This window comes from Nocardia sp. NPDC050408, assembly GCF_044458905.1.
GTDB lineage: Bacteria > Actinomycetota > Actinomycetes > Mycobacteriales > Mycobacteriaceae > Nocardia.
Genome location: NZ_JBITIL010000031.1, coordinates 33,530 through 55,393, shown reverse-complemented (window position 1 = coordinate 55,393; position 21,864 = coordinate 33,530). Strand labels below are relative to the sequence as shown.

At 64.6% G+C, this 21,864-nt stretch carries 32 protein-coding genes; 7 read left to right on the top strand and 25 right to left on the bottom strand.

Translation table 11 applies throughout. From position 1 onward, the window contains the following. Positions 1-63 precede the first annotated feature (63 nt). From ACIBJI_RS40215 to ACIBJI_RS40125, 19 genes are all read right to left on the bottom strand, one after another. Positions 64-540: a hypothetical protein gene (locus ACIBJI_RS40215; protein ID WP_397088335.1), complete on the bottom strand. Its 477-nt coding sequence runs from the start codon at positions 538-540 to the stop codon at positions 64-66. Continuing rightward, complete coding sequence (locus ACIBJI_RS40210; RefSeq protein WP_397088333.1) at positions 537-692, bottom strand: hypothetical protein; 156 nt, start codon at positions 690-692, stop codon at positions 537-539. Before ACIBJI_RS40210 ends, ACIBJI_RS40215 begins: the two co-directional genes overlap by 4 nt. A 92-nt stretch (positions 693-784) precedes the next feature. Continuing rightward, entirely contained in the window at positions 785-1,138 is a 354-nt protein-coding gene (locus ACIBJI_RS40205; RefSeq protein WP_397088331.1) for a hypothetical protein, read from the bottom strand. A 208-nt stretch (positions 1,139-1,346) separates the two neighbouring features. Further along, a complete protein-coding gene (locus ACIBJI_RS40200; protein WP_397088329.1) occupies positions 1,347-1,712 on the bottom strand; it encodes a hypothetical protein in 366 nt (121 codons plus the stop codon). Further along, on the bottom strand, positions 1,702-2,661 hold the full coding sequence (locus ACIBJI_RS40195) for a DUF5131 family protein (RefSeq protein ID WP_397088327.1): 960 nt from the start codon (positions 2,659-2,661) through the stop codon (positions 1,702-1,704). The genes ACIBJI_RS40200 and ACIBJI_RS40195 overlap by 11 nt, the downstream gene beginning before the upstream one ends. Beyond that, entirely contained in the window at positions 2,658-3,023 is a 366-nt protein-coding gene (locus ACIBJI_RS40190; protein ID WP_397088325.1) for a hypothetical protein, read from the bottom strand. Before ACIBJI_RS40190 ends, ACIBJI_RS40195 begins: the two co-directional genes overlap by 4 nt. A 59-nt stretch (positions 3,024-3,082) precedes the next feature. Further along, complete coding sequence (locus ACIBJI_RS40185; RefSeq protein WP_397088322.1) at positions 3,083-3,253, bottom strand: hypothetical protein; 171 nt, start codon at positions 3,251-3,253, stop codon at positions 3,083-3,085. Beyond that, positions 3,253-4,002, bottom strand: a complete 750-nt coding sequence (locus ACIBJI_RS40180; protein ID WP_397088320.1) for a hypothetical protein — start codon at positions 4,000-4,002, stop codon at positions 3,253-3,255. Before ACIBJI_RS40180 ends, ACIBJI_RS40185 begins: the two co-directional genes overlap by 1 nt. Positions 4,003-4,073: 71 nt before the next feature. Further along, the gene (locus ACIBJI_RS40175; RefSeq protein WP_397088318.1) at positions 4,074-4,982 is read right to left on the bottom strand and encodes a DUF6551 family protein; all 909 of its coding nucleotides are present in this window, start codon (positions 4,980-4,982) and stop codon (positions 4,074-4,076) included. Further along, positions 4,979-5,242, bottom strand: coding sequence for a hypothetical protein (locus ACIBJI_RS40170; protein WP_397088316.1), 264 nt, complete (start codon positions 5,240-5,242; stop codon positions 4,979-4,981). The genes ACIBJI_RS40175 and ACIBJI_RS40170 overlap by 4 nt, the downstream gene beginning before the upstream one ends. 10 nt (positions 5,243-5,252) lie before the next feature. Then, positions 5,253-5,684 (bottom strand): hypothetical protein, encoded by a 432-nt coding sequence (locus ACIBJI_RS40165; RefSeq protein ID WP_397088314.1) that lies wholly within the window; start codon positions 5,682-5,684, stop codon positions 5,253-5,255. Then, the gene (locus ACIBJI_RS40160) at positions 5,681-6,280 is read right to left on the bottom strand and encodes a WhiB family transcriptional regulator (protein WP_397088311.1); all 600 of its coding nucleotides are present in this window, start codon (positions 6,278-6,280) and stop codon (positions 5,681-5,683) included. The genes ACIBJI_RS40165 and ACIBJI_RS40160 overlap by 4 nt, the downstream gene beginning before the upstream one ends. Continuing rightward, a complete protein-coding gene (locus tag ACIBJI_RS40155) occupies positions 6,277-6,639 on the bottom strand; it encodes a hypothetical protein (RefSeq protein ID WP_397088309.1) in 363 nt (120 codons plus the stop codon). Before ACIBJI_RS40155 ends, ACIBJI_RS40160 begins: the two co-directional genes overlap by 4 nt. Then, positions 6,636-6,920: a hypothetical protein gene (locus ACIBJI_RS40150; RefSeq protein WP_397088307.1), complete on the bottom strand. Its 285-nt coding sequence runs from the start codon at positions 6,918-6,920 to the stop codon at positions 6,636-6,638. Before ACIBJI_RS40150 ends, ACIBJI_RS40155 begins: the two co-directional genes overlap by 4 nt. 76 nt (positions 6,921-6,996) lie before the next feature. Further along, complete coding sequence (locus ACIBJI_RS40145; RefSeq protein ID WP_397088304.1) at positions 6,997-7,425, bottom strand: hypothetical protein; 429 nt, start codon at positions 7,423-7,425, stop codon at positions 6,997-6,999. 5 nt (positions 7,426-7,430) lie between these two features. Next, entirely contained in the window at positions 7,431-7,877 is a 447-nt protein-coding gene (locus ACIBJI_RS40140) for a hypothetical protein (RefSeq protein ID WP_397088301.1), read from the bottom strand. Between the two features lie 137 nt (positions 7,878-8,014). Beyond that, positions 8,015-9,886, bottom strand: coding sequence for an FtsK/SpoIIIE domain-containing protein (locus tag ACIBJI_RS40135; protein WP_397088299.1), 1,872 nt, complete (start codon positions 9,884-9,886; stop codon positions 8,015-8,017). Continuing rightward, positions 9,886-10,257 (bottom strand): hypothetical protein, encoded by a 372-nt coding sequence (locus tag ACIBJI_RS40130; RefSeq protein ID WP_397088296.1) that lies wholly within the window; start codon positions 10,255-10,257, stop codon positions 9,886-9,888. The genes ACIBJI_RS40135 and ACIBJI_RS40130 overlap by 1 nt, the downstream gene beginning before the upstream one ends. Then, entirely contained in the window at positions 10,257-10,769 is a 513-nt protein-coding gene (locus ACIBJI_RS40125; RefSeq protein ID WP_397088294.1) for a hypothetical protein, read from the bottom strand. Before ACIBJI_RS40125 ends, ACIBJI_RS40130 begins: the two co-directional genes overlap by 1 nt. Positions 10,770-11,544: 775 nt before the next feature. Between ACIBJI_RS40125 and ACIBJI_RS40120 the strand changes: the two genes are divergently transcribed. The 3 genes from ACIBJI_RS40120 to ACIBJI_RS40110 are packed head-to-tail and all read left to right on the top strand — an operon-like array spanning position 11,545 to position 13,843. After that, the gene (locus ACIBJI_RS40120) at positions 11,545-12,402 is read left to right on the top strand and encodes a DUF5919 domain-containing protein (RefSeq protein ID WP_397088291.1); all 858 of its coding nucleotides are present in this window, start codon (positions 11,545-11,547) and stop codon (positions 12,400-12,402) included. Further along, positions 12,399-13,214, top strand: a complete 816-nt coding sequence (locus tag ACIBJI_RS40115; RefSeq protein ID WP_397088289.1) for an inositol monophosphatase family protein — start codon at positions 12,399-12,401, stop codon at positions 13,212-13,214. The genes ACIBJI_RS40120 and ACIBJI_RS40115 overlap by 4 nt, the downstream gene beginning before the upstream one ends. An 11-nt stretch (positions 13,215-13,225) precedes the next feature. Next, entirely contained in the window at positions 13,226-13,843 is a 618-nt protein-coding gene (locus ACIBJI_RS40110; RefSeq protein WP_397088286.1) for an AAA family ATPase, read from the top strand. A gap of 40 nt (positions 13,844-13,883) precedes the next feature. On the opposite strand, the gene ACIBJI_RS40105 is transcribed toward ACIBJI_RS40110, so the two are convergent. The 3 genes from ACIBJI_RS40105 to ACIBJI_RS40095 all read right to left on the bottom strand — a co-directional run bounded on the left by ACIBJI_RS40105 (position 13,884) and on the right by ACIBJI_RS40095 (position 14,784). Further along, on the bottom strand, positions 13,884-14,093 hold the full coding sequence (locus tag ACIBJI_RS40105) for a helix-turn-helix transcriptional regulator (protein WP_397088284.1): 210 nt from the start codon (positions 14,091-14,093) through the stop codon (positions 13,884-13,886). A gap of 101 nt (positions 14,094-14,194) precedes the next feature. Further along, positions 14,195-14,503 carry a CopG family transcriptional regulator gene (locus tag ACIBJI_RS40100; protein WP_397088282.1) on the bottom strand — a complete coding sequence of 103 codons (309 nt, stop codon included), beginning with the start codon at positions 14,501-14,503 and terminating at the stop codon, positions 14,195-14,197. Further along, positions 14,500-14,784 (bottom strand): hypothetical protein, encoded by a 285-nt coding sequence (locus ACIBJI_RS40095; RefSeq protein ID WP_397088280.1) that lies wholly within the window; start codon positions 14,782-14,784, stop codon positions 14,500-14,502. Before ACIBJI_RS40095 ends, ACIBJI_RS40100 begins: the two co-directional genes overlap by 4 nt. Positions 14,785-15,766: 982 nt before the next feature. On the opposite strand from ACIBJI_RS40095, the gene ACIBJI_RS40090 reads away from it, so the two are divergent. The 4 genes from ACIBJI_RS40090 to ACIBJI_RS40075 all read left to right on the top strand — a co-directional run bounded on the left by ACIBJI_RS40090 (position 15,767) and on the right by ACIBJI_RS40075 (position 19,116). Next, the gene (locus ACIBJI_RS40090; protein ID WP_397088278.1) at positions 15,767-16,690 is read left to right on the top strand and encodes a replication protein RepA; all 924 of its coding nucleotides are present in this window, start codon (positions 15,767-15,769) and stop codon (positions 16,688-16,690) included. A 403-nt stretch (positions 16,691-17,093) separates the two neighbouring features. Next, positions 17,094-17,537, top strand: a complete 444-nt coding sequence (locus ACIBJI_RS40085; protein ID WP_397088276.1) for a hypothetical protein — start codon at positions 17,094-17,096, stop codon at positions 17,535-17,537. A 6-nt stretch (positions 17,538-17,543) separates the two neighbouring features. Next, positions 17,544-18,362: a hypothetical protein gene (locus ACIBJI_RS40080; RefSeq protein ID WP_397088274.1), complete on the top strand. Its 819-nt coding sequence runs from the start codon at positions 17,544-17,546 to the stop codon at positions 18,360-18,362. 547 nt (positions 18,363-18,909) lie between these two features. Next, the gene (locus ACIBJI_RS40075) at positions 18,910-19,116 is read left to right on the top strand and encodes a hypothetical protein (protein ID WP_397088272.1); all 207 of its coding nucleotides are present in this window, start codon (positions 18,910-18,912) and stop codon (positions 19,114-19,116) included. Between the two features lie 445 nt (positions 19,117-19,561). Here ACIBJI_RS40075 and ACIBJI_RS40070 read toward each other — a convergent pair whose 3' ends face one another. From ACIBJI_RS40070 to ACIBJI_RS40060, 3 genes are all read right to left on the bottom strand, one after another. Further along, positions 19,562-19,813, bottom strand: coding sequence for a hypothetical protein (locus tag ACIBJI_RS40070; RefSeq protein ID WP_397088270.1), 252 nt, complete (start codon positions 19,811-19,813; stop codon positions 19,562-19,564). 100 nt (positions 19,814-19,913) lie between these two features. Beyond that, complete coding sequence (locus ACIBJI_RS40065) at positions 19,914-20,579, bottom strand: hypothetical protein (protein WP_397088268.1); 666 nt, start codon at positions 20,577-20,579, stop codon at positions 19,914-19,916. 254 nt (positions 20,580-20,833) lie between these two features. Further along, positions 20,834-21,864 (bottom strand): tetratricopeptide repeat protein (locus tag ACIBJI_RS40060; protein ID WP_397088266.1); only part of this gene is annotated, 1,031 nt, incomplete at its 5' end.

Sequence of the window (21,864 nt, the reverse complement as noted above, 5' to 3'; positions counted from 1 at the left end):
CTCCTTCTCATCAGGTGTTGGGTGATGCCGCCGCGAACCTATGGCGTGCGACAACGAGATCGGTCATCGGACTGCGGTGGTCGACCAGCTAGCGGTAAGGCGCTGGATGAAGGCCCGGATCCGGTAGTGGTGGCAGTCCTTGTTGGTGCGGTCCCAGCGGGCGCGGCAACTGGTCGGTGCCACGACTTCCACGTGTTCGAACAGCCAGAGGTGGTCCGGTTTGACGTGGTAGCAGATCTGCCCGATGTCGGGCAGGGAGATGTAGAGCACCGGCCAGTTCCGCGGCTCGCTGGTGCTGTTGTAGGCGAGCACCGCGGGCGCATGTTCGGCGAGCAGCGCGGCGACCAGAGCGCTCAGATGCGCGCGCTCGAAGTAGACGCTCTCGGTCGCGGCCTCGGCGCGGTGGGCGCGGACGAGCTGGTCATCGAGGGCAGCCTCCAGGCGGTGGATGCGGTTGATCAGCCCATCGACGAGTCGCTGCGGATCCGGATCGGCGAGGATGTCGGCCGCACTCATCGTTGCCAGGTCAGTCGCATTCATCGCCGGGCCTGCGCGTTCTGGGTAATTCTGGCGAGAAACTCCGGCAGAGCAGGGCGGATGTCATCGGCAGAGACATCGAGGGGATATTCGTTGCGGTCGATGAGGTCGGCGAGGTCGTAGGCCAGCATGTCGAGGTCGATCTCGTTGGCCACTGCGTTCTCCTTCAAACGTCCTGTGACAACGGGGGTTTGGTGACCGGTGCCGTCCCACTTGTGCAGCCGGACGGCACCGGGGTCTGGATCGGCTAGGCGACGTGCCCGGTCTGGGCCGCGCCGATCAGCCGCGCGATGCTGCTGTGCCCGGCAAGGGTCGCCGCGGTGGTCTTGCGCAGGTAGCGCGATACCTCACCGGCGTAGGCAGGCTCGAATCCATCGGCGGCCGGTCCGCCACCGCCTTGGGTCTGGATCTCCAGCAGCTCGTACAGTTTCGCGGCGAGCGGGGTGATGTCCTCGGCCTTGTCGCGCATGTCGACGAACATCGCGCTCGAGGCGAATCCCGTGGAGGTGTCGACCAGGCCGAGAACAGCGTCGAGCAACTGGTAGACGGTGTCGGCGATGGCCGGGCCGAGGTTGGTGCCGGCGGGGATGGTGTCCTGCATCGGTAGTGCCCTTTCCGTCGGGGTGAGGCGGATCGGACATGTTCACGATGTCCGTCTCCGCTGGTCATATCGTCTCTAACAACAGTCTAACAGTCCAAACTGTCAGCAGTTCTATTTATTCCAGGATATTTTTCCGAGTCGAGGAAGAAATGGGGAGGGCCGCCTCGGGTTCACGCAACCGGGGCGGCCGCCGCTCCTTTTCTCGTGGTCAGACGGGTTTCCGCCACAGTCGGGCGACCGGGTCGATTTGCGTGATCGCTACCGCGCCCGGCGCGGTGGGTTCGCACCATTTCCAGAGCAGGCACTCGTCGTTCTCGTCTGGGTGGTTGGCCCACCGCTGGGTGATTCCGGCCCGCAGATCGCGGAGGCTGAAGACCTCTCGGAGCTCGTCGAGTACGCCGCTCTCGCGGGCGTCACGGATGACTGCGGCGAGTACTCGCCGAGGGTCGTGGTGAGGTCCCCAGACCGCCCAGCCGAGATCGTCTTCTTCGCTGATCACGCGGATCCCGAACCGCACCGGCCACCATTTGATGCCGAACTCTTCCTCGGCCGACAGCACCGGGTCATCCGACATTGGTGAGCACCTCCGTGGAATGCGTACTCAGCGCGGGCATCTGGTCCCAAACCAGGCCGTCCAGCTCGCGGCCAGCGGCCTTCTTGCCGGCTCGGCGCATGATCTGTCGGTGGCCCATGTCGTCCAGGGCCGGGCCGATCAATAGCTCCGGCGGCCGGAACACTCCGATTCCCAGGCCGGTGGGCGCCCAGCCGCCCCACTGCTTGAAGAAGAACGCGATCCCCGCATCAACGCATTGATCGCGAATGTCACGCACCCACTGCGGGTGCATGGGACGTGCCTTCGGCCCGCTCTCACCACCGGCGATGACCCAGTCGATGCCCTCCAGGTTCAGGTCCGGCAACGGCCCTAGGAGCGGCTCGAGCGACAGGAACCGCACTGCGGCCGGAGTCACGCGCAGATGGTCGGCGCGCCAGCAGAATTCGTCGGATTCGATCGACGTCCCGATCCACACATTCGGCAATGGCCACCGATCATCGCCAGAGATCGCGTCGAATGCCCAGTCCGCATGCCCCTCGTCGGTGCGGGATGCAGCGCATTCGGCCACCCGCCACCGGAACTCGCTGCCGGACAACAGCTTCGCCAACCTGCGAGGGCGCTTGGTCAACACCTGGAACTGGTGCTGGTGGGCCGCACCCATCACCCCGAACACGCGGGCAAGTTGTTCGTCGCTGACACGGGCATGGGCCAGGTCGGACATCGAATTCACGAACACGCGCCGTGGCTTGTGCCATCGCAACGGCTCGTCCAGAGCGTCATCGTGGAACGCGACACCGAACCCGGGTCCGCTGGTGCGCGGATCACCGTCGGTCTGGTACTTCGCGGCCCCCATCGCCTTGAGGCGCTTGGCCATCGTCAGCGCATAGCAGTGGTCGCAGCCTGGCGAGATCCGGTCACATCCGGTCGTCGGATTCCAGGTGGCGTCGGTCCACTCGATCGCCGTGGTCATGCTGCCGCACCGTGTGGGGTTTCGGCCGCGGCCGCGCTGGTGGCCTGGGCGAGAAGAGCGCTCATCCGGTCGGCCTCGCCGGTGTAGATCGCCGACAGCGTGAAGGCTTTGGTGATGAGTCCGGTCAGCTGGTGGAGGTCACGACCGAGTTCTGCGTCGGTGAACGGGACCGCCGTCGGAACGCCTGCTGTGTGCCACTCCTCGATGCTGGCCGGCATCGAGGGCGCTTCGGGCGTGTGGCTGCGCAAAGTGGTGAGGGTGCGAGCCACTTGGTTCCATTCCTCGGCGGCTACTCGTGCGCTTTGATGTGCGCGCCGCAGCGCCTGCTCCATCGTGTTGATCTCGTTGTTGTTGCTGGTCACGGTGTCCTCCATGTATGGGATGTGTTGTGTTGCTGGATGGTTCGGCGACGCGGTGCCGGTCAGGCTGCGGCGCTGAGCTGTTGCTGGTCTGGTGTGGTTGATTCGGTGATATGTTCGAGCCAGGATTCGGAGGTGCCGCATTCGCGGCAGACCATCGCGATGCCGTCGTCGGTGTCGACCTCGTCGAGCTCCGCGCCGCACAGGCACTCCAGTCCGGTGACCCGCCGCATCAGGCGCTCACCCCCTCCAGCAGCGTCAGGTCGGGGAACTCGTGCAGCGTCAGCGGCTGCCCGTCGCCGAGCTCGCGCCGCCATTCGTAGATCCACTCATCCAGCGCGCCGCCGTCCTCCCACGCACCCACCAGGGCACGGGCGGCGCGGTCGCCGGCGTCGGGGTCGATGCGGTGCAGGACGGCGAGTAGGTAGATCACGCCATAGCTGTGGATGTGGTTGCCGATGAACGCTCCCGTCATGTGGGCGTCGACCTTGCGGCCCAGTTCGGGATCGACCGCGCCGACCTCGGCGGTCAGGCTCCGGATCAGGTCGTAGCGCTGCATATAGGTGACTGCGTCGTCCAACCGGGCGGCGAGCAGCGACAGCGCGGCCTGCGATTGGTCACCGGCCCACTTCGGCCACGGCCAGGACGAATCGTCCTGGCTGTTCAGGTCCCGTTGCACGGCCTTGACCTGCCGCATTTGTTCCTTGGTGAGCGAGCGTGCCGACTGGAGCTGGGCCCAGTCGATCGGCAGCTTCTCCAACTCCTCAGCAAAGCGACGCAGGTCGAGGAATCCGGAGGCGGTGACCATGCGGCCGGTGGGGATGTGGGTCAGACGTCGCCCGTGGTCTGTGAACGTCACGCTGCCGTCCGGGCGCACCTTGACGGCCGGGGTGATCGCGAAATGCTCGGTGACCTGGTCGCCGGTGATGTGGACCGGTAGGTGCCCCTCGGTCAGGTAGATGGTGATCGTTGTGAGTGCCATTGCTGCAGTGCTCCTTGGAATGTGTTGCGGGACAGGGTGGTTCTGAGTGCACGTCTATGCGTCTGGCGAGGTCAGGTGTGGGTGCGCTCCTTGCGGGATGGGGTGGCGGAGCTGGTGGTTCGGCCGTTGTTGTCGCTGCGGCCCAGGTGAGTGCGGTCGAGTTTGGGGCCGCGGGAGGAGTTGTAGGCGTTGATCATCACCAGGGCGGCGAGCTTGCCGAACTGGCCTTTTTCGGTCTCCCGCAGTGCTTGGGCGCGGGCTTTGATCTGGCGGGGCGCGAAGTCGATCAGCACTTCGCCGAATCGGTCGTGATCGAGCACTGTGTCGTAGCAGTGCAGGATCAGCGCCACGCCGTGCACGAGTGGGTAGTCCACTGCGTCGAGGCGGTGCCCCCACACCTCGACGATCAGCCGCAGGGTGTTCTCGAGCAGGACCTGGCCGCCGAGTTTGTGGACCTTTTCCAGCGTGCTGGTGCAGCGGATGCTGCCGTTTTGTGGTGACTGGTCGACCGCGAGGCCCACGGTGGTCACTACCGATTCGATCGCGGTCACGATCGGATCCAGCGCGCCGCGGCGCGCGTTCCACCGGTCCCATGTGGTCAAACGCCGTGTGCCCGCGTCGATCCCGTAGAACAGGCTCGCCTCCTCAGCGACGGTGAGACCGGTGTGGACGTTGGCGACCAGGTGGTAGTCCGGGTCGACCAGCCGGGCGGCCGACCATCGGTGCTGGCCGTTGATCACCGCGTAGCGGTCGGGGGAATCGGTGCCACGGTCGGACACGTCAATGACCCCGACCTTGTGCACATCCCATTTCTCGGCCATCGCCCGGGCGCGGGGCAGATCCAGGTCCCGCTGATAGGTGTGATCGGCGAAGATGTCGCGGACCGAGATCGCCGCGATGTACACGTTCGACTCTTCGGCGTGCTCAACGGCCGCCGATGCGGCCGGTGGCCGCTCGAGTACTGCGGTGTTGGAGTTCATCGCCACCCACCTCGCTGCTGCTTGTGCAGAGCGGCGCGGATGCGGGTCAGCTCGGCCAAGGCGGTCTGATGCTGCAGGTGCATCGCGAACGCGCCCTCGACCGCATCGAGGTCCCAGGCCGGGGTGGGGGTCATCTCACCGCAGGTGCACGATCCGATCTGCAGCTCACGCCCGGCGGCAGCGGACTCGGTCGGCGCGGCCGCCAGTTGCAGCCGGTGCGGGATCCGCGAATGGTTCTGTCGGCGTAGCGATTTCATCATCAGTTACTCCTCACTGTTGAAGGTCCGCACGGCCGGTGGCGGCCATGGCGGCGAATCGGTCGACGACGGCGGCGAGCTGTTCGCTCGCCTGCCGCCGGAATTCGTCGATATCGAAGGCGGTGTCTTCGGTGTCGGCGTTCTCCATGTCCTCGAGCGCGACCTGCAGGTTGGTCGCGGCGCTGATGCCGCGGCGCACGGTCTCGAGACAGGTGCCCAGCGCCCCGGCGTCGAGGGCGGTGAGGAACTCCAGCAGCGCGGTGACCCAGGCGTCGGCGTCGGCGGCCGCGAGCACCGGCAGCTTGGTGGTCGCCTCGGTGGTCGCTTCCTGGTCCCGCGCCTCGATCAAGTCCTGCAGAGCGTCCCCCGGGTCCTTCGGCTCGTAAACGGTGATGTCGTCGTCGATCCCGTGCAGCAGCCGGGCTCCCAGTCCTGGTGTGCTCATGCGGTTTTCGCTTCCTGTTCGGTAGTGACGGCGAAGAGGCGGGCTGCGATGGCGCGGGACACGTAGGGCCCCTCGTAGGGGGACTGGCCCTTGGCGAGCAGGGACACGGTGCCCACGGACACACCAGAGGCCGCCGCGATGCCGCGCAGCGTGTATTTGCCCACGTTGCGCAGGTGCTGGATGTGGCGGTGGACCGGCTCGAGCGGGACGAGGTCGCGGCACTCCGGGCAGGCCCGCCGCCGCGGGTGGCGGGTGCTGAATTTGACGCCGCAGTGCCGGCAGGTGCGGGTCCGCCGAGCGGGGTTTTCCACGCCGAGCCATATCCGCAGATCGATGAATTCGTCGGGGTCCGAGCACCGGAATCCCGCCATGACAGCGTGGCGCTCACGGGTGCGGTTCGCGACGAGCCCGCATGTCTCGCGGACTGGGCAGTGGTTTACGCAGATGTCCTTGGCGTCGTCGCAGGGATCGTTGATCCCGACCGGGAACCACAGGTTCGGTTCTGGGTGGTTGCGGCAGGCGGCCTGCTCACGCCAATCGATCCCGGGGGCGTCGTCGATGGTGGGAGTACCAGCGAATGCGATGGTCATGGTCATGCCGCCGCACCACCTTTCATGAGTGCAGTGTCGATTTCGGGTTGGCGGGAGGTGGCGGGCTGGGCCCGGCACAGCGGGCAGCGGCGCGCCGCGCCGCCGGTGCGTTTGAGCTGCCGTTCCCGCTTGCGGTCGCCGTCCCAGGTGCGGGCCAGACTGAAACCGATCCCGGCCTCTTTGATGACCGACATCAGCCGGGCACCGCGACCGGCCGCGTGCTCAGCGAGCCGGGCGTGGAGGTCGCTGGTCCACCCGGTGTAGTGGCGGGCGTGTTTGTACGGCTGGTCGAAGTGCAGCAGATACACCGTCCCCTGGGGTGAGGACTGATGTGCCGCAGCGGGTTTCACGAGAGTGAGGGTCATGACGCGACACCACCGAACACGGTCGTGTTGTCGATCAGGTGCACCAGCTCGGCCGGGGCCTGGGCGCGCACTCGCTCGGAGAGCGTGGCGGCGTTGAGAGGAAGCTCGCCGGTCTCGATCACGGTGGCGTAGAGGCGGTCGACGATGTTGTCGAGCGCGGCGACATCGCGCAGCAGGGTGTCGGTGTCGGCGAGCCCGCGGTAGAGGGTTTCGACCTGGTGCAGCAGCGCGGCGAGCTGGTCACCCAACTCGGCCTCGGCGCGAATGGAGGGATTTTGCATCGGGGACGTCCTGTCTGTGATGATCTGAAGAGGGACGTCCCAGCCAGGTTCACGCTGGCTGGGGCGTCCCTTTTTTTCAGGCGAGAGCGGCGATGTGGCGGCTGTCCGGCTTGAGCACGCCGGCCTTGGTGAGGACGGTCAGCGCCTTGCGCTTGCGACGGCAGACCGCCGGATCGTCGGGGCCTCGGCCGGTTCCCGAGCATTCGATGTGCTCGCGCATGATCTGGCGGGCTTGCTCGACGGTGATGTCCTCACCGTCATTGCGGCACGACCACACCATCGGCGACCACTCCTGACCGCGGATCGGGCCAGTGAGGGCCAGGAGCTCGACCTCGGTGGCAACGACGGGCGGGGCGAGCAGGTATTCCAGGGCATCGATCGCGTCGTCGATGACCACGACCAGGTCCTCGACGCTGGCCACTCTCTTCACGCGAGCGACCACTTGATCGCGCAACTCGGCCACTTCACCGTCGCCGCGGTGACGGCGCCAAAACGGCAGGTTCATCGTCATCACCGGGCCACGGGCGCGAGTTCGTCAGCGGAGCGCCACTTGCCGACCACCGCGGTGCCGTCGGTGCCGATCTCCACGTCACGGACCATCAGCCGCAGCGGGTAGTCGCCGCGACGGACGCCGTAGGCCTCACGCGCTTGGCCACGCACGTCGACCATCTCGTCCTCGGCGCGCTCGCGGGAGTGGAAGATGCTCGGCGCACGGCCGTTCGGGTCGGCCAGACGCAGCGACAACTTGCGCCACCAGCGCCCACGCGGGGTCAAAATCGCGAACTCGGCGCGCTGCTGAGGACGGGGCTCCTCCTTCGCGGCGGTGGCTTCCACCTCGTTGAGCAGCTCGGCGATCTCGTCGTTGAACAGCAGCGGCCGTTTAGGGCCGCGCTCGATGCCGTCGCGGTAGTCGATGACGTGGACGTCGAGGCTGGAGAGCAGGATTTCGCGGGTCATGGGTTGGTTTTCCTTTCGTGACCTGGTGTTTTCTTGTGCCCCGTCCCGTGTGGGGGGCGGGAGTTCGGGAGAAGGGATGGACTTACCAACATTTCAACAGTTTAAACTGTTAACAGTTGATTTGGCAGGAGTTTCGGTCAGGCGGATTCGTCGCCGGAGTCCTGATCGCCTGAGTCGTCCCAGTCGTCGAGGCCTGCCCAGTCGTCGGCGTCGTCGGCCTGGTCCTCGTCGAGGTCGCCTGGAAGCGCTGGAGGAGCCTCGTTGGTGCGGCGCTTACGCAGGGGCAGCACCGCACCGCCGGTGGCATCGGTGTCTTTGGCGGCCGCGCCGTTCTTGGAGCCGGTGCGGGTTTTGTGGTCGACGGGCCATTCCTCGGGGTCGATCTCGGCGATGGCGTTGCCCAGGACAGCCGACATGGCCTCGGCTTCGGCGTTGATCTCGGCGAACACCTCGGGCAGATCCGGCACATCGTCGCCGTCGTAACGGCGCTTGGGCGCTTGCGGCCGCACCGCGGCGGTGGACGCCGAGGTGGTGCTGACCTTTCCGTCCTCACCGGTGGTGGTGCGGGTGAGGCCGGACAGGACCTCCTCCAGTTCCGGGTGCCGCGCAGGCGGGTACTGCTGGGCGAACCAGGCCAGGTTCTCGGGGGTGACCTGGAAGGCGCGCACTCGCACGATCTGGCTGGTGGTGTCGTCGACGACGTAGGCGGTGCCCTGTGCGCCGTGGATGGGGATGCGGGTGTTGTCAGCGCCGCGCTCGTGGGCGCGGTGGTCGCCGTAGACCATCACCATCTGCTCCGGGCTGTTGAGCCGCATGCCGATGCGGACCTGGAACAAATCCCGCAGCATGTCGAGGATCTTTTTGTTCGACAGCTGGGTGTAGGCGCTCATCGAGAACTTGAGGGCGCGACCGAGGCGGCCGATCGAGATCAGCAGCCGCAGAAACTCGGTGCGAGTCTCGGGGTTGTCCAGCAGTTCGGCGATCTCGTCGATGATCAGATGGAAAAACGGCGCGTCCGGAGTCGGCACATGCTTGTCCAGGCCGTGGGCCTCCATGTACCGGCCGCGCTGCTCGACGGCCACCCGCCGCAGCCACCGCAGCAGCTCCAGCGCAGATTCCTCGCTGGTCGCGGTGCCGTGCAGCAGACCGCGCATCTGGTTGGCCTCGATGCCGAACTTGAGATCGATCATCAGGTTGACCAGGTAGCCGTCGCGGGCCGCAGGGGCGGTCGCGGCGACCATGGCCCGGATGAACCCGCTCTTTCCGGATCCCGGCTCACCGGCACCGAAAACGTTGCGCTCGTCGAGAGGCACGTACCACGGGTCGCCGTCGTCGCGCATGCCGGTGGGAAGCTTGGCGAGGTCGACCTCTTCGGAGGGAACCGGCACGGGGACCGGATTGGCGATCGGGTCGAAGTACCGGACATCCAGGCAGATGGTGCGACCCTTGTAATCGACCACCCGCACCGACTCCGCGTTCAGGGACTCGGTGGAGAACGCGACCGCCAGCTGGTCGAGGCGTTCCTCGAAGTGCTTGGGCTTTTGGCCATCGGTCATCTGCAGCCGCATACGCACACCGACAGGCACCTCCCAGATGCCGCGATCAGGCGGGTACATACCCTTGGACGGCACCAGTTCCGGAGCTGCGCCGGGATCACCCTTCGCCATATCGGGCAGACGGCCCAACCCCACCGACGACCACTTCTTCATCGCCTCCCAGGGGGTCGACAAGGTCGCAGCGACCTCCTGCACGTCCTCGTCGGTGAAGTCGCGGACCACCCAGTTCGCCCAATCGGCGACCGCGGTCCGCTCAGCGCGCACCTTCGCGGACTTGGCCGACCAACGCGACCACACGATCAGCGCGGCGATCATCAGCACGGTGACCACGACCCCCAGCACCCCGACCGAGCCGTCGAGGCCGAGGTTCTCGGCGGTGAAATACGCCCAGGACGCACCGAATGCCACGACACAAATTCCGACGAGGATCAGGATCACTATCAGCTCACCCATCACTCCTCTCCTTTCTGGGATGCGGCGGCATCGAGGTACCGCCAATGGATCCGGGTCACCGTGCTTTCGGGGCGGCAACCGCGGTGGGTTGAACAAAAGAAGTCGATGAACTCGGGCGGGCTCATCCGCGGGAACCCTTCGGCCGCAACGTCTTCGGCGGTGATCGCCGACAGCGGCTCGCGGCGGACCGAGACGATTTCGACCGTGGTGATCCGCACCAGCGGCTCACCGGGCTTGCGGCCGCGTACCTTCCGACACAGCGTCAGCTGATCGCCCGGGCGTGCCATGAGCCAGCCCATCCGCCGCGTCACCGCCTTGCTGCGGTCCCTGACCTGCGCTTCGGTGAGGAATACCGACATGAGTCGTGCCATCACGCCGCTCCCTTCACCTGGAAGCGGACCTTCGGCGCGAACTTGGGGGAGCGGCGGCGGGTCAGGACCAGGCGCACCTCGTCCATGTGGTCGGGATCCCAGGAGATCCGGCCCGACGCCGCGCCGAACGCGCGGGCGAGGCGGGCTGCGCGGTTGTCCCAATCCTTCGGGGACTGGCCCTCGAGCATCCGCACCCGCAGCACCTCACCGCCGTCGTCGTGCACTGACACCGACCGCAGCCGCGGCACCACCAGCTCGCCGCGCTTCTCGGTGACCAGGCCGACCTTGTCGAGCGCTTTCACCCAGCGGCGCCGGTACCGGCGATACCGCCAACCACGCCCGAACGCCGACGCCACCGCAGCCGCCATCAGCACCAGCGCCGCCAGCACGCACACCACCCCGATCGCGACCGGCACCGCGACCTCCAGCACCCGATGCGCCACACTCGTCGGCACAAGCGGCCACAGCTGGTACGCGAAGAACCCAAAGCCGGCTGCGAGTCCGGTACACATCAGGCAGTCACCCGCGGCCGACGACTTTTGGGCCTGGCGGCCAGAGGATTTCGATGCGGAAGAACGTTTCGGAGCCATGCCCTCACCGTCTTCCCGCGCGACGGCGTGTCGGGAGTGGGCAAGGGTTAACACGCTCATCAGCCCTGGTCACAGCCCTGGCGTTGCAGGGCGAGGGCTCGTGGAAGGTGAAGGTCGAAGCGTGCTGAAGACGTGGAACAGCCTGAGATCTGCCCATGTGCAGTCTCCCTTTTGGAAAACGAAGGTTCGGGGACTGCCCTTACGGCAGGCCCTCTATCTGGAGGCGACGGGCGCTGTTGGAGAGGTGCGAACTCTCCGGCGAAGTGAAATCCCTTTGTAGCGAAGGGTTTTCACGCATGCGTCCCGACAGCCGGGATGGAGTTTTAGGTGCCCTGATTCAGCCGAAACACCCGTGCGGGAACGATCAGTTCGGTTCCCTCCTTCTCAACTCCGTAGGAGGAGTGCTCCTACGTACATGTATCGAGTGTAGGAGCATAGCTCCTACGAGTCCAGGATGGATTTCAGTCGACCAGCCGTTTTGGCGTCGAGCTGGGAACCCAGTGCCAGACATCCACCGCGTTTTCGAAGGATTGCGGGGGTGTGGATCCCTGGCTACCAGCTCGTTCATCACGGTATCGGCGTGCTACGTATCCTCTCGCCGCCGTGGATGTCTCACCTTGCGCACTGATGTCTCTTCTTTGTCTCCTCCGGCGTACCCTTCGATCTACATCGATGTCATCACCGAAGGCAGGCGGCCATGGGCACCGTCTTGAAAGCTCTTCTCCAGCAACGTCACCTGCAAACGGTCTCGTCGTTCAACCGCGAATACGACCGGCTCGCGAGAGCCTTGGAGCCTGAACTCGTCGACGGTGGACCGAAGAAGGCACAGTTCTACCGGTGGCTGGCTGGTGATGTTTCCCGCCTGCCCTATCCCCACCACTGCCGCATCCTTCAGGCCATGTTCCCTGAATGGACGATCACGGAGTTGTTCGAAGAGTTCTCGGGGGATCCAGGTGATCTGGTACGGCATCCTGAGCCACCGCGATCGCAAGGGACTACTGGACGGGGCGAAATGGCCGATGTCGAAGCGGTTTTCGCGACCCGCCTGGACTTCATGCGGGCGATGCCGCCGCAGGAGTTGTTCGAGACGGCGCAGCAGATCGACATGGCCGGACTGTCGCTGAATATGTTGTGCCAGCAGTATTCCGACTCCGACATCGTGCGGCTGCTGGACACCGGAACGGTCATCCGATGCCTGTTCCTGAATCCGGACGGCACCAACATCCGGGATCGAGAGATCGAGGAAGGGCATCCGGCGGGACTGCTGACAAACCTCACCGACACGAATATCCGCACCCTCGAACGCGTTCGGAACAAAACCAGCCCGACCACGCCCGGTTCGCTGCTGATCCGTGTCTACGACCAGCCGATCCGGTTCAACATCACGATCATCGACGCCACCGTGTGCGTCATGCAGCCCTATATGCCCGCAACGCGGGGTGTCGAGTCTCCAACCTTCGTGGCGCGCAAGTCCAGCGGGCCAGGGATCTTCACCACCTTCTGCGACGTTTTCGAGAGCATGTGGGCCGATAGCAGTGAAAGGCGCAGCGAATGAGCCTTGAGGTGGCAGCGATGCTCGATGTGGCGAGAGCGGCCGTCGCACGCGGTTGCGAGCTTCTGCGCACCGCCGGACCGGGTGAAGTGCGCAGTAAAGACGACCGCGATTTCGTGACCGACCTCGACGTGCGCATCCAGAACACGGTGCGGCAGTACCTGGAGAACGCCGCCGCGGGCGTCGACTTTCTGGGGGAAGAAGCCGACGGCACCGACACGGCTGGCGGCTCACGATACCGGTGGATCCTCGACCCGATCGACGGAACATCGAACTTCATCCACGGCCTGCCGCTGTGCGCCGTCTCCTTAGCGTTGACCTGCGACGATGTGCCGATAGTCGGCGTGATCGGCGCACCGTTCCTCAGCCTGGAATATCACGCATCCACTGGGGAAGGCGCGTTCTGCAATGGCCGACGCATCACCGCGAGCGCCACGAAAACGCTGTCGAACGCCATCGTCTCGATCGGCGACTACGCCGTTGGTGCGGGCGCGGCGGCGAAGAACCAGCGGCGGCTCGCTGTGACAGCCGCGCTCGCCGAACAGGTGGAACGGGTTCGGATGTTGGGCTCGGCGGCACTGGATCTCGTGTGGGTCGCCGAGGGACGCATCGACGCATGTGTGCTTTTGTCGAATAATCCGTGGGATGTCGCGGCCGGAGTACTGCTCGCGCGGGAGGCCGGCGCGGTCGTCGCCGACTCCGACGGCAGTAACCACACCCTGACATCCGCTCACACCGTCGCAGCGAATCCGCAGATCTCCGACGCTCTGCTGAAGCTGCTGGCGGCGACCGATCCCCTCCCTGATCAGGGGTGAAGGAGTACTTGATGCGACCAGCGAGGCAGCCACATCCGTTCACCGCCGCGAAGTTCGTGATGACCCACGAGCTCGACCGGATCGCGGCCGCCACGGACACCGGCGTCACGATCGTGTGCGGATTCCCGGCGTCGGGGAAGTCGACGGCGGCCCGTCATCTCACCGACGTCATGGGCGCCGTGCTCATCGACAAGGACAGCTTCGCGACCGAGCTCGAAGAGTCCGTCATGACCGAGTTGACCGGCGACCCGCACGACCGCGACAGCAGCGTCTACGCGCGTGTCATCAACCCGCACATCTACAGCGCCCTCATCCGCCACGCACTCATCACCGGCCACCGCGCACCGGTGGTTGTCGACGCGCCGTTCCTTGGTCATGTCCGAGGCGCTGCCCAGCAGGGAATCTCACTCGCCGAGTACATCGGATCATCTGTGTCGGCACCGGCGCGTCAGGTCCAGACCATCTGGGTGTCGGCAGAACCTGACCAGATCCGTGAGCGGATGGCGCGCCGAGGTGCGCCTCGCGACGCCGGAAAACTGGCCAACTGGGATGCATATCGGACCGAGGTCCTGGAGCAGGGGACAGGCGAGCTGGCCGCCGCCGTCGTGGACTACGTCGTACAGAACTGATCTGGCAGACCTCAGCGATGCTCTGGGCAAGGATGGAGTTTCAGTCGACCAGCCGTTTTGGCCGACCGCCCTCGTTCCAGGCGATGATCGTCCGCGGTTGCCAGATCGGCGATCCCGCGACACGATCGAACGGTTCCGGCAGTCGACCTGCCGACAGATACGAGCTCACTGTCTGTGGTGACCAGCCCAGATAATCTGCGACGTCTCGCCGGGTCCAGTACGGCGCTTTCGGATCCGGTGGTGTGCTCATAACCTCTGATCGTAGGAGCAAACCTCCGACTAGCTGTAGCGACGGCGGCTTCACCGATGACGCGTCCGCAATGCTGGATGGGAGCAGAACGGTGACCGCACTCAGGCGGACTTGCGGAGGCTTGACAGGGCTCTGATGGCGTCGGTCAGCGAGATCGGATGGTCGAGCTCGATGGCGGCAAGTCCGGTTTCGAGCAGTTGCCGCATCAGCATCGACTGCGTGATGCCGCGATCGGTCGCAGCGGCCTTGATCCGCTGGTCCAGCTCGGTCGGCATCTTCAGCGACCGCGACACCATGACCCCCTCAGGGCCCGGGGTCGGGGGCAGCACGACCGCCTCGTCGGTGTACTCCAGACGCGTAGCGAAGGCAGCCATGTCTTCGGGGGTATCAGGCCATTCGGTTGTGCTCATCGCGTCTTCTCCCACTTGCTGAATTCCTCAAGTTGTTCCGGCGTCATCGGCTGAGCAGCGACGATCTGGTGATCGAAGCCGTCCAACGGCCGCAGGGTCACGATCAGCGGCCGACCTTCGTCGGTGCGGGCCCAGATCGTCAACGCCGACAGCCCGGTTACCGGGTCGACAGCGCGGCGCGGCCATCGACGCTCGGCGTACAGCGCCTCGATCACCTCATGGCGACCAACCCCGGCCATCGCCAGGACAGTGAAAACGCCGTACCACCACTGGTAGCTCACCCTCCCAATCCTACCGTTCGGGTACCACCCGCGTGGTACCTATCAAGGCCAGTACGGCGCCATGTGGAAGCTGGAACTTCAGCCGTGTCGGGCTGTGATCGTTGCTGTACTCAGCGGTCGCAAAATAGCAGGCACCAAACTGCTGACCGCCGGACAAGAAGCACCGAGGAGAACCGGGCGGACACCGACGACCGCCAGCACCTGCGTTGATCCGGGATCCAGCATGAGGAATTTAGCCCGTGACCTGGGCAAATTGGCCGGTTGGAAGCTGGGCCAGGACGAAAAACGCGATCATCCATCCACAGCTCCGGGCAGCCTACTACAGGATTTCTTTCACAGGAGAGAACTACAGGGGTCCCGGCGATTCCACCTATGACCAGCGAAAATGCGGCGGCTCGGTCGGCCGTTTATGCGTAACGGTCGGCCGTTTATGCGTGCCATCCTGGTGTTTTCCCGCTCCGCTGGTCGGCCGTTTATGCGTGGATAACTCGCTCCGAATACCGAGTTATCCACAGGCGCGCTCGCTCCCCGAGGGTCGGCCGTTTATGCGTGCCCCTTCACCACAGCACCAACTACGGTCGGCCGTTTATGCGTGACCCTCGCGCTCGGTCGGCTGTTTATGTGTACCACCAGCGGCCAGTCCCACACTTGTCCGAGGAGGCAGCGCGCGGGCGGCTCGGTCGGCCGTTTATGCGTAACGGTGCCCCTAACGGCGGCCGCCGCGCCAAGCCGCGCGCCGACCCGCAAACGGTCGGTGATGGAGGCCGTAGCGTCAAAGTTTGCATCCCATCGTCCTGGCGTAATGCGGATCGACGGGTCGGCCGTTTATGCGTGGTAGCGCCTGATCCTCTCCCTCTACCTGATCTTGGTCGGTCGTTTATGCGTACCGGGCGGTTAACGCTGCTCAGAGGGCCCTGGCCCACGACACGCCACAGGCAGCTCACCCCGTGTCCAGCTGGCGTGCATGCCATGCTTGATACCCATGTCGTCCCGAGAGTTGGAGCTGGCCAACGCCGCCGCCGAACTCTGGGCCTCTCCCGAGCAGGAGATCGGCTACCTCGCAAGGCTTTTCAGCCAGACCAGCCTCCCGTACCAAAACCCCGGCGACCTTCCCGTCTGGTACCGGCGCAACGGCGCGCTGACGCTCACCGTGCAGCCAGGCGTGCACATCGACGCTCACGGCAACGCGAAAAGCCTCGGATACCCCTACGGCACTGTGCCGAGACTGCTGCTGACGTGGCTGTCGACCGAAGCGGTCCGAACCAAAAGTCCTGAGTTGCTCCTCGGGGAATCGCTGTCAGACTTCATGCGCAAGCTCGACCTGACCCCCACCGGCGGCAAGACCGGCACTATCACCCGCCTCCGCGGACAGATGGAGCGGCTCTTCCAGGCTAACCTGTCTGTCCGAATCGACGACGGCGACCCCGACCACCAGGCCGGTGCCAAGCTATCGGTCGCGTCCAGCTACGACCTGTGGTGGGCCAAAGGCGACCAACCCGCTCTCCTTCCCTCCACTGTGCGGCTCACCGGCGAATTCTTCGACGAAGTCACCACCCGACCGGTCCCGGTGGACCTCGGCGCGCTGCGTGCCCTACGTCGATCCCCCATGCGCCTGGACATCTACGCCTGGCTTACCCACCGCATGAGCTACCTGCAACGGCAGACCGTCATCCCATGGGAGGCGCTGCGCTTCCAGTTCGGATCCACCCTCAAGGACACCAAACAAGGACGGCTGCAGTTCAAGAGGGACTTCGAGCGGCACCTAAAGGAAGTACTCGTCGTCTACCGGGACGCACGGGTCGAGGTCTCTCCGGCCGGCGTCATCCTGAGGCCCAGCTTCACCCATGTCCCCTACAAGGGCATCCGCGCCTTTCAACGGAACGCAAACGCCTTGGAGAACACCTGAGGGGACGCGTGTGCGCTGACACCGAGACTATTCGGTCTGCAGATGGGGCTCATGGATTCGGCGGGAAGTGCGTAGGCACTCACCTTGGACGTCATCGGATTCGGATAGCGGTGGGCCTGGATCAGTCGCCGATTGGGAAGATGGTGAGCGACGCCTGCGCGCCGGGCCGCCATGTTGAGAGATTGTGTGGCCGACCTCGCGCGATATTCGAGTATCTCGCGAAGCCCTCTCTGTGCATTGGTGTTTCAGAGACACACCGCATGACAACCCGGAACACGCGGCAGAGCAACGTAATTCGTCGGGCGCAGCTGTGTTGCGTCTGGCTGTTTCGGTTCGGTGCCGTGGCGGGCTGACCTATTGTCGGCCGTAGCGGGTTGTCGGTCTGGGTGTGGAGGCGGTGGGGATGACCACTTTGAAGGATCTGTTTCTCGACGTGATCGAGGACGCGAGACATGTGCGGACGTGGCAGGAGGCGGTCGATCTGCACGAGCACACCAAGATGCTGGTCAGCGAGTTCGGTAAGCGGCAGGGCTTGTATTCCGCCGACGAGCGCCTCGAGCTGATCAAGTTGCGCAACGAGGCGCTGACGAAGGTCCGCAACGTCCTGCACCACGAGAAGATCGCATCCGACGTCGCCGCGGCCGCCGAGGCTCGCCAACGCCACGCGGCCGAACGCGCCGAACGACTGGAGGCGATCGACCGGGAACTGGCCGAGGCCGAGCGTGAGCGAGAAGCCTTGGACCAGAACCAATCCCGAAGCTTTGCCTGGAACCCGCTCGAGGGCGTGACCGGCGACGCCTTGACCCGGGCGATGGAGTCCCGCCACGAGCGGGAGCGGGAGCGGTAGACGGACATGACAGCGACGGGGGAGCGCGAGGATCGGCGAGGCAGTCTGTGGACCGGGGAGGACTACCAGGAGTTCTTCGCCGCGTTGGCGACGACAGCTTCCGATGAACAGATCGCTGCACAGCTCGGTCGGACCCCAGGCGCGGTGCGGTCCCGGGCGAAGTTCGTTCTGCTGGACGGATATACCGGCGCTATCGCGATGCGCAAGCTGCGTGAGATGGTCACCCAACCGGGCTTCGACGGTGAAGCCCTGGCACGCGAGGCACACGCCGCGGCTGGCTACCCGTTCTGGGACGCGACCACCGATGAGCAGCTGATCCTGGCCTGGGCGAAGACCCCGCCCCCGGGTATGGCCTCACTCGTGCAACGGTTCGGGGTGAATGAGCGAGATATCGCGCGCCGCTGCATCAGGTTGGGACTGGCTGTTTCCACCGCTGAGGTCGCCGACCACCTGGGCGCCGAACCCGGCAAAGTCCTCGACACCTGGGCGCGTATGGCCCGGGAGAGTTCGAGCGTCGCGGTCGGTGTGCTGGTCGTGACGTCGAGCGAAGGCACGGTACTGCACCTGTCGCTGCACACGAGCATCGATGCCGCGGCGCAGGCCTGCACTGAACTCGACGAGTCCGATCTCACTGGGAGCCCGGCGGTCTGGACGATCGCGACCCGCATTGTCGGTGAGGGCTCGATCAGGGACACCGCCACCGGCGTGTGGGCTGAGCGGCACAGGTTAGGGGAGACCATCGAGTCCGCAGACGAGCCCGCCACGGTTGCGGCAGACCCGCCGAATCACCGTCGACAACCCTGGTGGCGGCTCTTCCGACGATGATCCCGACAAGTGTCCCGAGGATCGGCGGAGACAACTCCTGGGATGTCGACCCGCGCAACAGCTCCGGCTGGTTTCCCGGGGCTGTTCTTTGTGTTCGGCAACTTCCTGATTCAGACCGATCGATTCCAGGCTGGTACATCTTCGAGCATGTGCACAAGAAGCTCGCCGTATCTTCCGATTACGCCGATGTGATGGCGGTGATCAAGCGGGATGGTGTGCCGCACAACAGATCGTGAAGTGCCGATATCCCGCATAAACGCGGATCAGCGCTCCGGCGCTGGAGGGTCCTGGTGCGCGATCTGATGGGGCCGCAAGCTGATTCGCATATCGCACCTCGCAAATGCCGGAGGGTCGGCGTAGGTATGCGTCGGCGAACTCCACTAAACTCTCACCAGTTCGACTCGGCAAGCTTCACGCTATCCGATTCCAGGTGCATGACGCCGTGCCCGATCTCCGATCGGGATCGGGAGGTCCGATCCGGGCCGCCCGCAAAGGCGGCCGGACGCCCCCCTCGCGGGGCGGTCATACACCTAGAAGGAACCGAATAGTGGAAGACCATGTGTCGGACGTTCCGAAGGCCAAGCCCCCTTGGGGGGTCCGCCTGAGGAAAGCGGTCGTTACGGGAGTTCAGGTCGGCTCGTTCATGCTGAACGTCGAGAGGCTTCTTGAAAGAGAAGCGGACGTCAGCTGGATGACCACTGTCACCCACCTGACGTCCGCAGCGGTGCGCGCGGTAATGGATTGGATGCCCTGATCCGCGTGCTCCGGTTGTCCAGGAGCCCGGCGCGGTCTGCAGCCTCGTCGGGCTTCTTGGGTTCTCAGCGCGTAACGGCGCCGAGGCAAAAGTTGCCGAGCAAAAGTTAACCCGTTGCGGTGCAGACTTTACCAGGGGGCAGGGCATTTTGTGACTCTGGTCACCAGGTGTCGGGTAGCCTCCATCACACTGGAAACCGAGTTCAAACCCGTGATCTAGACACAAAATCCCTGGTTGAATGCCTGCTGCACAGTGCTAGCAACCGGCAAGCAATGTCCTATCGCTATATGTCACCTAGTGACGAAATCCACTGCTTGGTAAAACTTTTCCGGGTTGATCGGCAAACTTTTGCATGCCCACATTTGCACCCCCTTTGTCGAAGCTCCACACACCCGCCGACCGATGAGCTCTGTTTTAGGACCCACAGCGACCTGGGCAGGGCAGGCTACGACGAAGGATCTGCCCGGCCGTACAGAGCGGTCGGCCCGAATGTCCGCAGCAGCTCGACCTCGATCCCGAGCCGTTCGCGGACATCGCGCTGGTACATCACGTCGGCGATAGCCGTCAGCTCGTAGCGGGTGACCAGGTCGGCATGAAGCGCGTAGGCGGTGTCGTGGTCACCCGCTGCGTGTGCGACCTGTGCTGCACGCGTCTGCTCCAGGATCGCGTGCTCATCGTCGGCCGCGGTATCACTCACGAATCCAATTCTGCGCGACCGCATTCCTGAAGCCCGCACGAACGGGCGATCTCGATGACGACGACCCAGTAGTAGTTGAAGCTACTGGCCAAACTCAGCTCTATTCGGCGGGCGGCTTCCCGCTGCGGTTGTTGCTCTGACCAAAGAAGAATCCGAGTATCAACAGGAACGCGCTTGAGACGATTTCGGGCACCTCGGTGTGAGTGAACATCCCAGTGATCAGTGCTGCGGTAAGAGCGACCAGCAATAGGCCGCCGATGAGAACCGCGGCGGGATCACGCTCAAGGAGAGCTAATCGCAACGCCCAAGTGTGCTTCTTCTGCTCCAGATCAACACGTTTCCGTGCTTCGTACTCTTCCAACTGCCTGCGTGCCGCACGTTCTCGCTTCGCGAGAGGCTCGGTTCGCCGTGACGAGATCTCGGTCAGCTTGTCCGTAAGTTCCTGCCGGACGGCAGAATCCTCGACCTTCTCGTCAACCACGGCTTTGAACTCTTGAATCTGTGTCCGCTGCGAGAGGACGGCGATTCTGGCGAGAGCGAGATTTCTACGGGCGAACAGGATCCCCATGAGATTCCTAGCTCGCGGGTCGCTGAAGTCCGCGTTTTGCGCGGTAAGCGTCTTGATCATGTGGTCGATCGAGTGAAGGTTCGCTTCGAGCTCTGGCAGTGACTTCTCGTGGAGGTCGGCATTGACGCTTTCCGACTTAGTCCACTTGGGGATGCCCGATTCGTCGTCTTCAAGCGCACTCCAAAACCGCTCATCCATCCCATGGTCTGGTTTACTGCCTGGATCTGACGACATCGCTCCAGTACCCCCAATTTTGTAGATAGTGGGAGCGAGAGTACTTCTACGCGCGGCGCATAGCCGACGAATGAGGACGTCAGGAAGCGCCCACGTGAGTCCGCCGACCGACAGATCGGCCGACCCGTCGCACACCCCCTGACAACAAAATCGACTACACCTGGCCTCTGCCTGGGCGTCGTAAAACGATCAATTCTCACCACGCCCCTGTTTGCTGATCAGCGGCCCCGGCGTCGGCGGCCTTGCGGCGTTAGACGCCGACCGCAAAGATCTCCCCTGCTGCTGTTTTCAAGGAGAATTCGGAGATTCTTCTTCGCGTTCATATGGCCGGCGTCGGCAGCTCTGCGATACCAATTTTCGGCCTCGGTGATCTCCCCCCTCTCCTCGAGGAGCGTCCCGAGATTGTTCATCGCAGTGAGGTCTCCGCCGTCGACAGCCTTGCGGTACAGGGTTTCGGCTTCGGCGATCTCCCCCCTCTCCTCGAGGAGCGTACCGAGATTGTTCATCGCAGTGAGGTTTCCGCCGTTGGCAGCCTTGCGGTACAGGGTTTCGGCTTCGGCGATCTCCCCCCTCTCCTCGAGGAGCACCCCGAGATTGTTCATCGCATTGAGATTTCCGCCGTTGGCAGCCTTGCGGTACAGGGTTTCGGCTTCGGCGATCTCCCCCCGCTGCTGGAGGAGGCGCCCGATGTTGTTCATCGCACTGAGGTCTCCGCCGTCGACAGCCTTGCGGTACAGGGTTTCAGCTTCGACAATTCCTCCCCGCTGCTCGAGGAGCGTCGCGAGGAAGTAGATCGCACGGAGGCTTCCCGCGTTGAGGGCCTTGCGGTACAGGGTTTCGGCTTCGGTGATCTCCCCCCTCTTCTCGAGGAGCGTCCCGAGATTGTTCGTCGCAGTGAGGTTTCCGCCGTCGACGGCCTTGCGATACCAAGTTTCGGCCTCGCCGATCTCCCCCCGCTGCTCGAGGAGCACCCCGAGATTGTTCATCGCACTGAGGTTTCCACCGTCGACGGCCTTGCGATACCAGGTTTCGGCCTCGGCGATCTCCCCCCGCTCCTCGAGGAGCACCCCGAGGAAGTAGATCGCATTGAGGTTTCCGCCGTCGACGCCCTTGCGATACAGGGCTTCGGCCTCGGCGATCTTTCCCCGTTGCTCGAGGAGCACCCCGAGGCTGTTCATCGCACTGAGGTCTCCGGCGTCGACGGCCTTGCGATACCAGGTTTCGGCCTCGGCGATCTCCCCCCGCTGCT

Coding starts and splice junctions, on each gene's coding strand:
- ACIBJI_RS40130 (WP_397088296.1), bottom strand. CDS start 10,257: ATGGCACGACTCATGTCGGTATTCCTCACCGAAGCGCAGGTCAGGGAC.
- ACIBJI_RS40115 (WP_397088289.1), top strand. CDS start 12,399: ATGAGCCTTGAGGTGGCAGCGATGCTCGATGTGGCGAGAGCGGCCGTC.
- ACIBJI_RS40185 (WP_397088322.1), bottom strand. CDS start 3,253: ATGCGGCGGGTCACCGGACTGGAGTGCCTGTGCGGCGCGGAGCTCGAC.
- ACIBJI_RS40100 (WP_397088282.1), bottom strand. CDS start 14,503: ATGAGCACAACCGAATGGCCTGATACCCCCGAAGACATGGCTGCCTTC.
- ACIBJI_RS40135 (WP_397088299.1), bottom strand. CDS start 9,886: ATGGGTGAGCTGATAGTGATCCTGATCCTCGTCGGAATTTGTGTCGTG.
- ACIBJI_RS40160 (WP_397088311.1), bottom strand. CDS start 6,280: ATGACCATGACCATCGCATTCGCTGGTACTCCCACCATCGACGACGCC.
- ACIBJI_RS40215 (WP_397088335.1), bottom strand. CDS start 540: ATGAATGCGACTGACCTGGCAACGATGAGTGCGGCCGACATCCTCGCC.
- ACIBJI_RS40105 (WP_397088284.1), bottom strand. CDS start 14,093: ATGAGCACACCACCGGATCCGAAAGCGCCGTACTGGACCCGGCGAGAC.
- ACIBJI_RS40110 (WP_397088286.1), top strand. CDS start 13,226: ATGCGACCAGCGAGGCAGCCACATCCGTTCACCGCCGCGAAGTTCGTG.
- ACIBJI_RS40205 (WP_397088331.1), bottom strand. CDS start 1,138: ATGCAGGACACCATCCCCGCCGGCACCAACCTCGGCCCGGCCATCGCC.
- ACIBJI_RS40090 (WP_397088278.1), top strand. CDS start 15,767: ATGTCGTCCCGAGAGTTGGAGCTGGCCAACGCCGCCGCCGAACTCTGG.
- ACIBJI_RS40155 (WP_397088309.1), bottom strand. CDS start 6,639: ATGACCCTCACTCTCGTGAAACCCGCTGCGGCACATCAGTCCTCACCC.
- ACIBJI_RS40165 (WP_397088314.1), bottom strand. CDS start 5,684: ATGAGCACACCAGGACTGGGAGCCCGGCTGCTGCACGGGATCGACGAC.
- ACIBJI_RS40080 (WP_397088274.1), top strand. CDS start 17,544: ATGACAGCGACGGGGGAGCGCGAGGATCGGCGAGGCAGTCTGTGGACC.
- ACIBJI_RS40065 (WP_397088268.1), bottom strand. CDS start 20,579: ATGGATGAGCGGTTTTGGAGTGCGCTTGAAGACGACGAATCGGGCATC.
- ACIBJI_RS40180 (WP_397088320.1), bottom strand. CDS start 4,002: ATGGCACTCACAACGATCACCATCTACCTGACCGAGGGGCACCTACCG.
- ACIBJI_RS40200 (WP_397088329.1), bottom strand. CDS start 1,712: ATGTCGGATGACCCGGTGCTGTCGGCCGAGGAAGAGTTCGGCATCAAA.
- ACIBJI_RS40120 (WP_397088291.1), top strand. CDS start 11,545: ATGGGCACCGTCTTGAAAGCTCTTCTCCAGCAACGTCACCTGCAAACG.
- ACIBJI_RS40085 (WP_397088276.1), top strand. CDS start 17,094: ATGACCACTTTGAAGGATCTGTTTCTCGACGTGATCGAGGACGCGAGA.
- ACIBJI_RS40125 (WP_397088294.1), bottom strand. CDS start 10,769: ATGTGTACCGGACTCGCAGCCGGCTTTGGGTTCTTCGCGTACCAGCTG.
- ACIBJI_RS40140 (WP_397088301.1), bottom strand. CDS start 7,877: ATGACCCGCGAAATCCTGCTCTCCAGCCTCGACGTCCACGTCATCGAC.
- ACIBJI_RS40150 (WP_397088307.1), bottom strand. CDS start 6,920: ATGCAAAATCCCTCCATTCGCGCCGAGGCCGAGTTGGGTGACCAGCTC.
- ACIBJI_RS40145 (WP_397088304.1), bottom strand. CDS start 7,425: ATGAACCTGCCGTTTTGGCGCCGTCACCGCGGCGACGGTGAAGTGGCC.
- ACIBJI_RS40175 (WP_397088318.1), bottom strand. CDS start 4,982: ATGAACTCCAACACCGCAGTACTCGAGCGGCCACCGGCCGCATCGGCG.
- ACIBJI_RS40170 (WP_397088316.1), bottom strand. CDS start 5,242: ATGATGAAATCGCTACGCCGACAGAACCATTCGCGGATCCCGCACCGG.
- ACIBJI_RS40195 (WP_397088327.1), bottom strand. CDS start 2,661: ATGACCACGGCGATCGAGTGGACCGACGCCACCTGGAATCCGACGACC.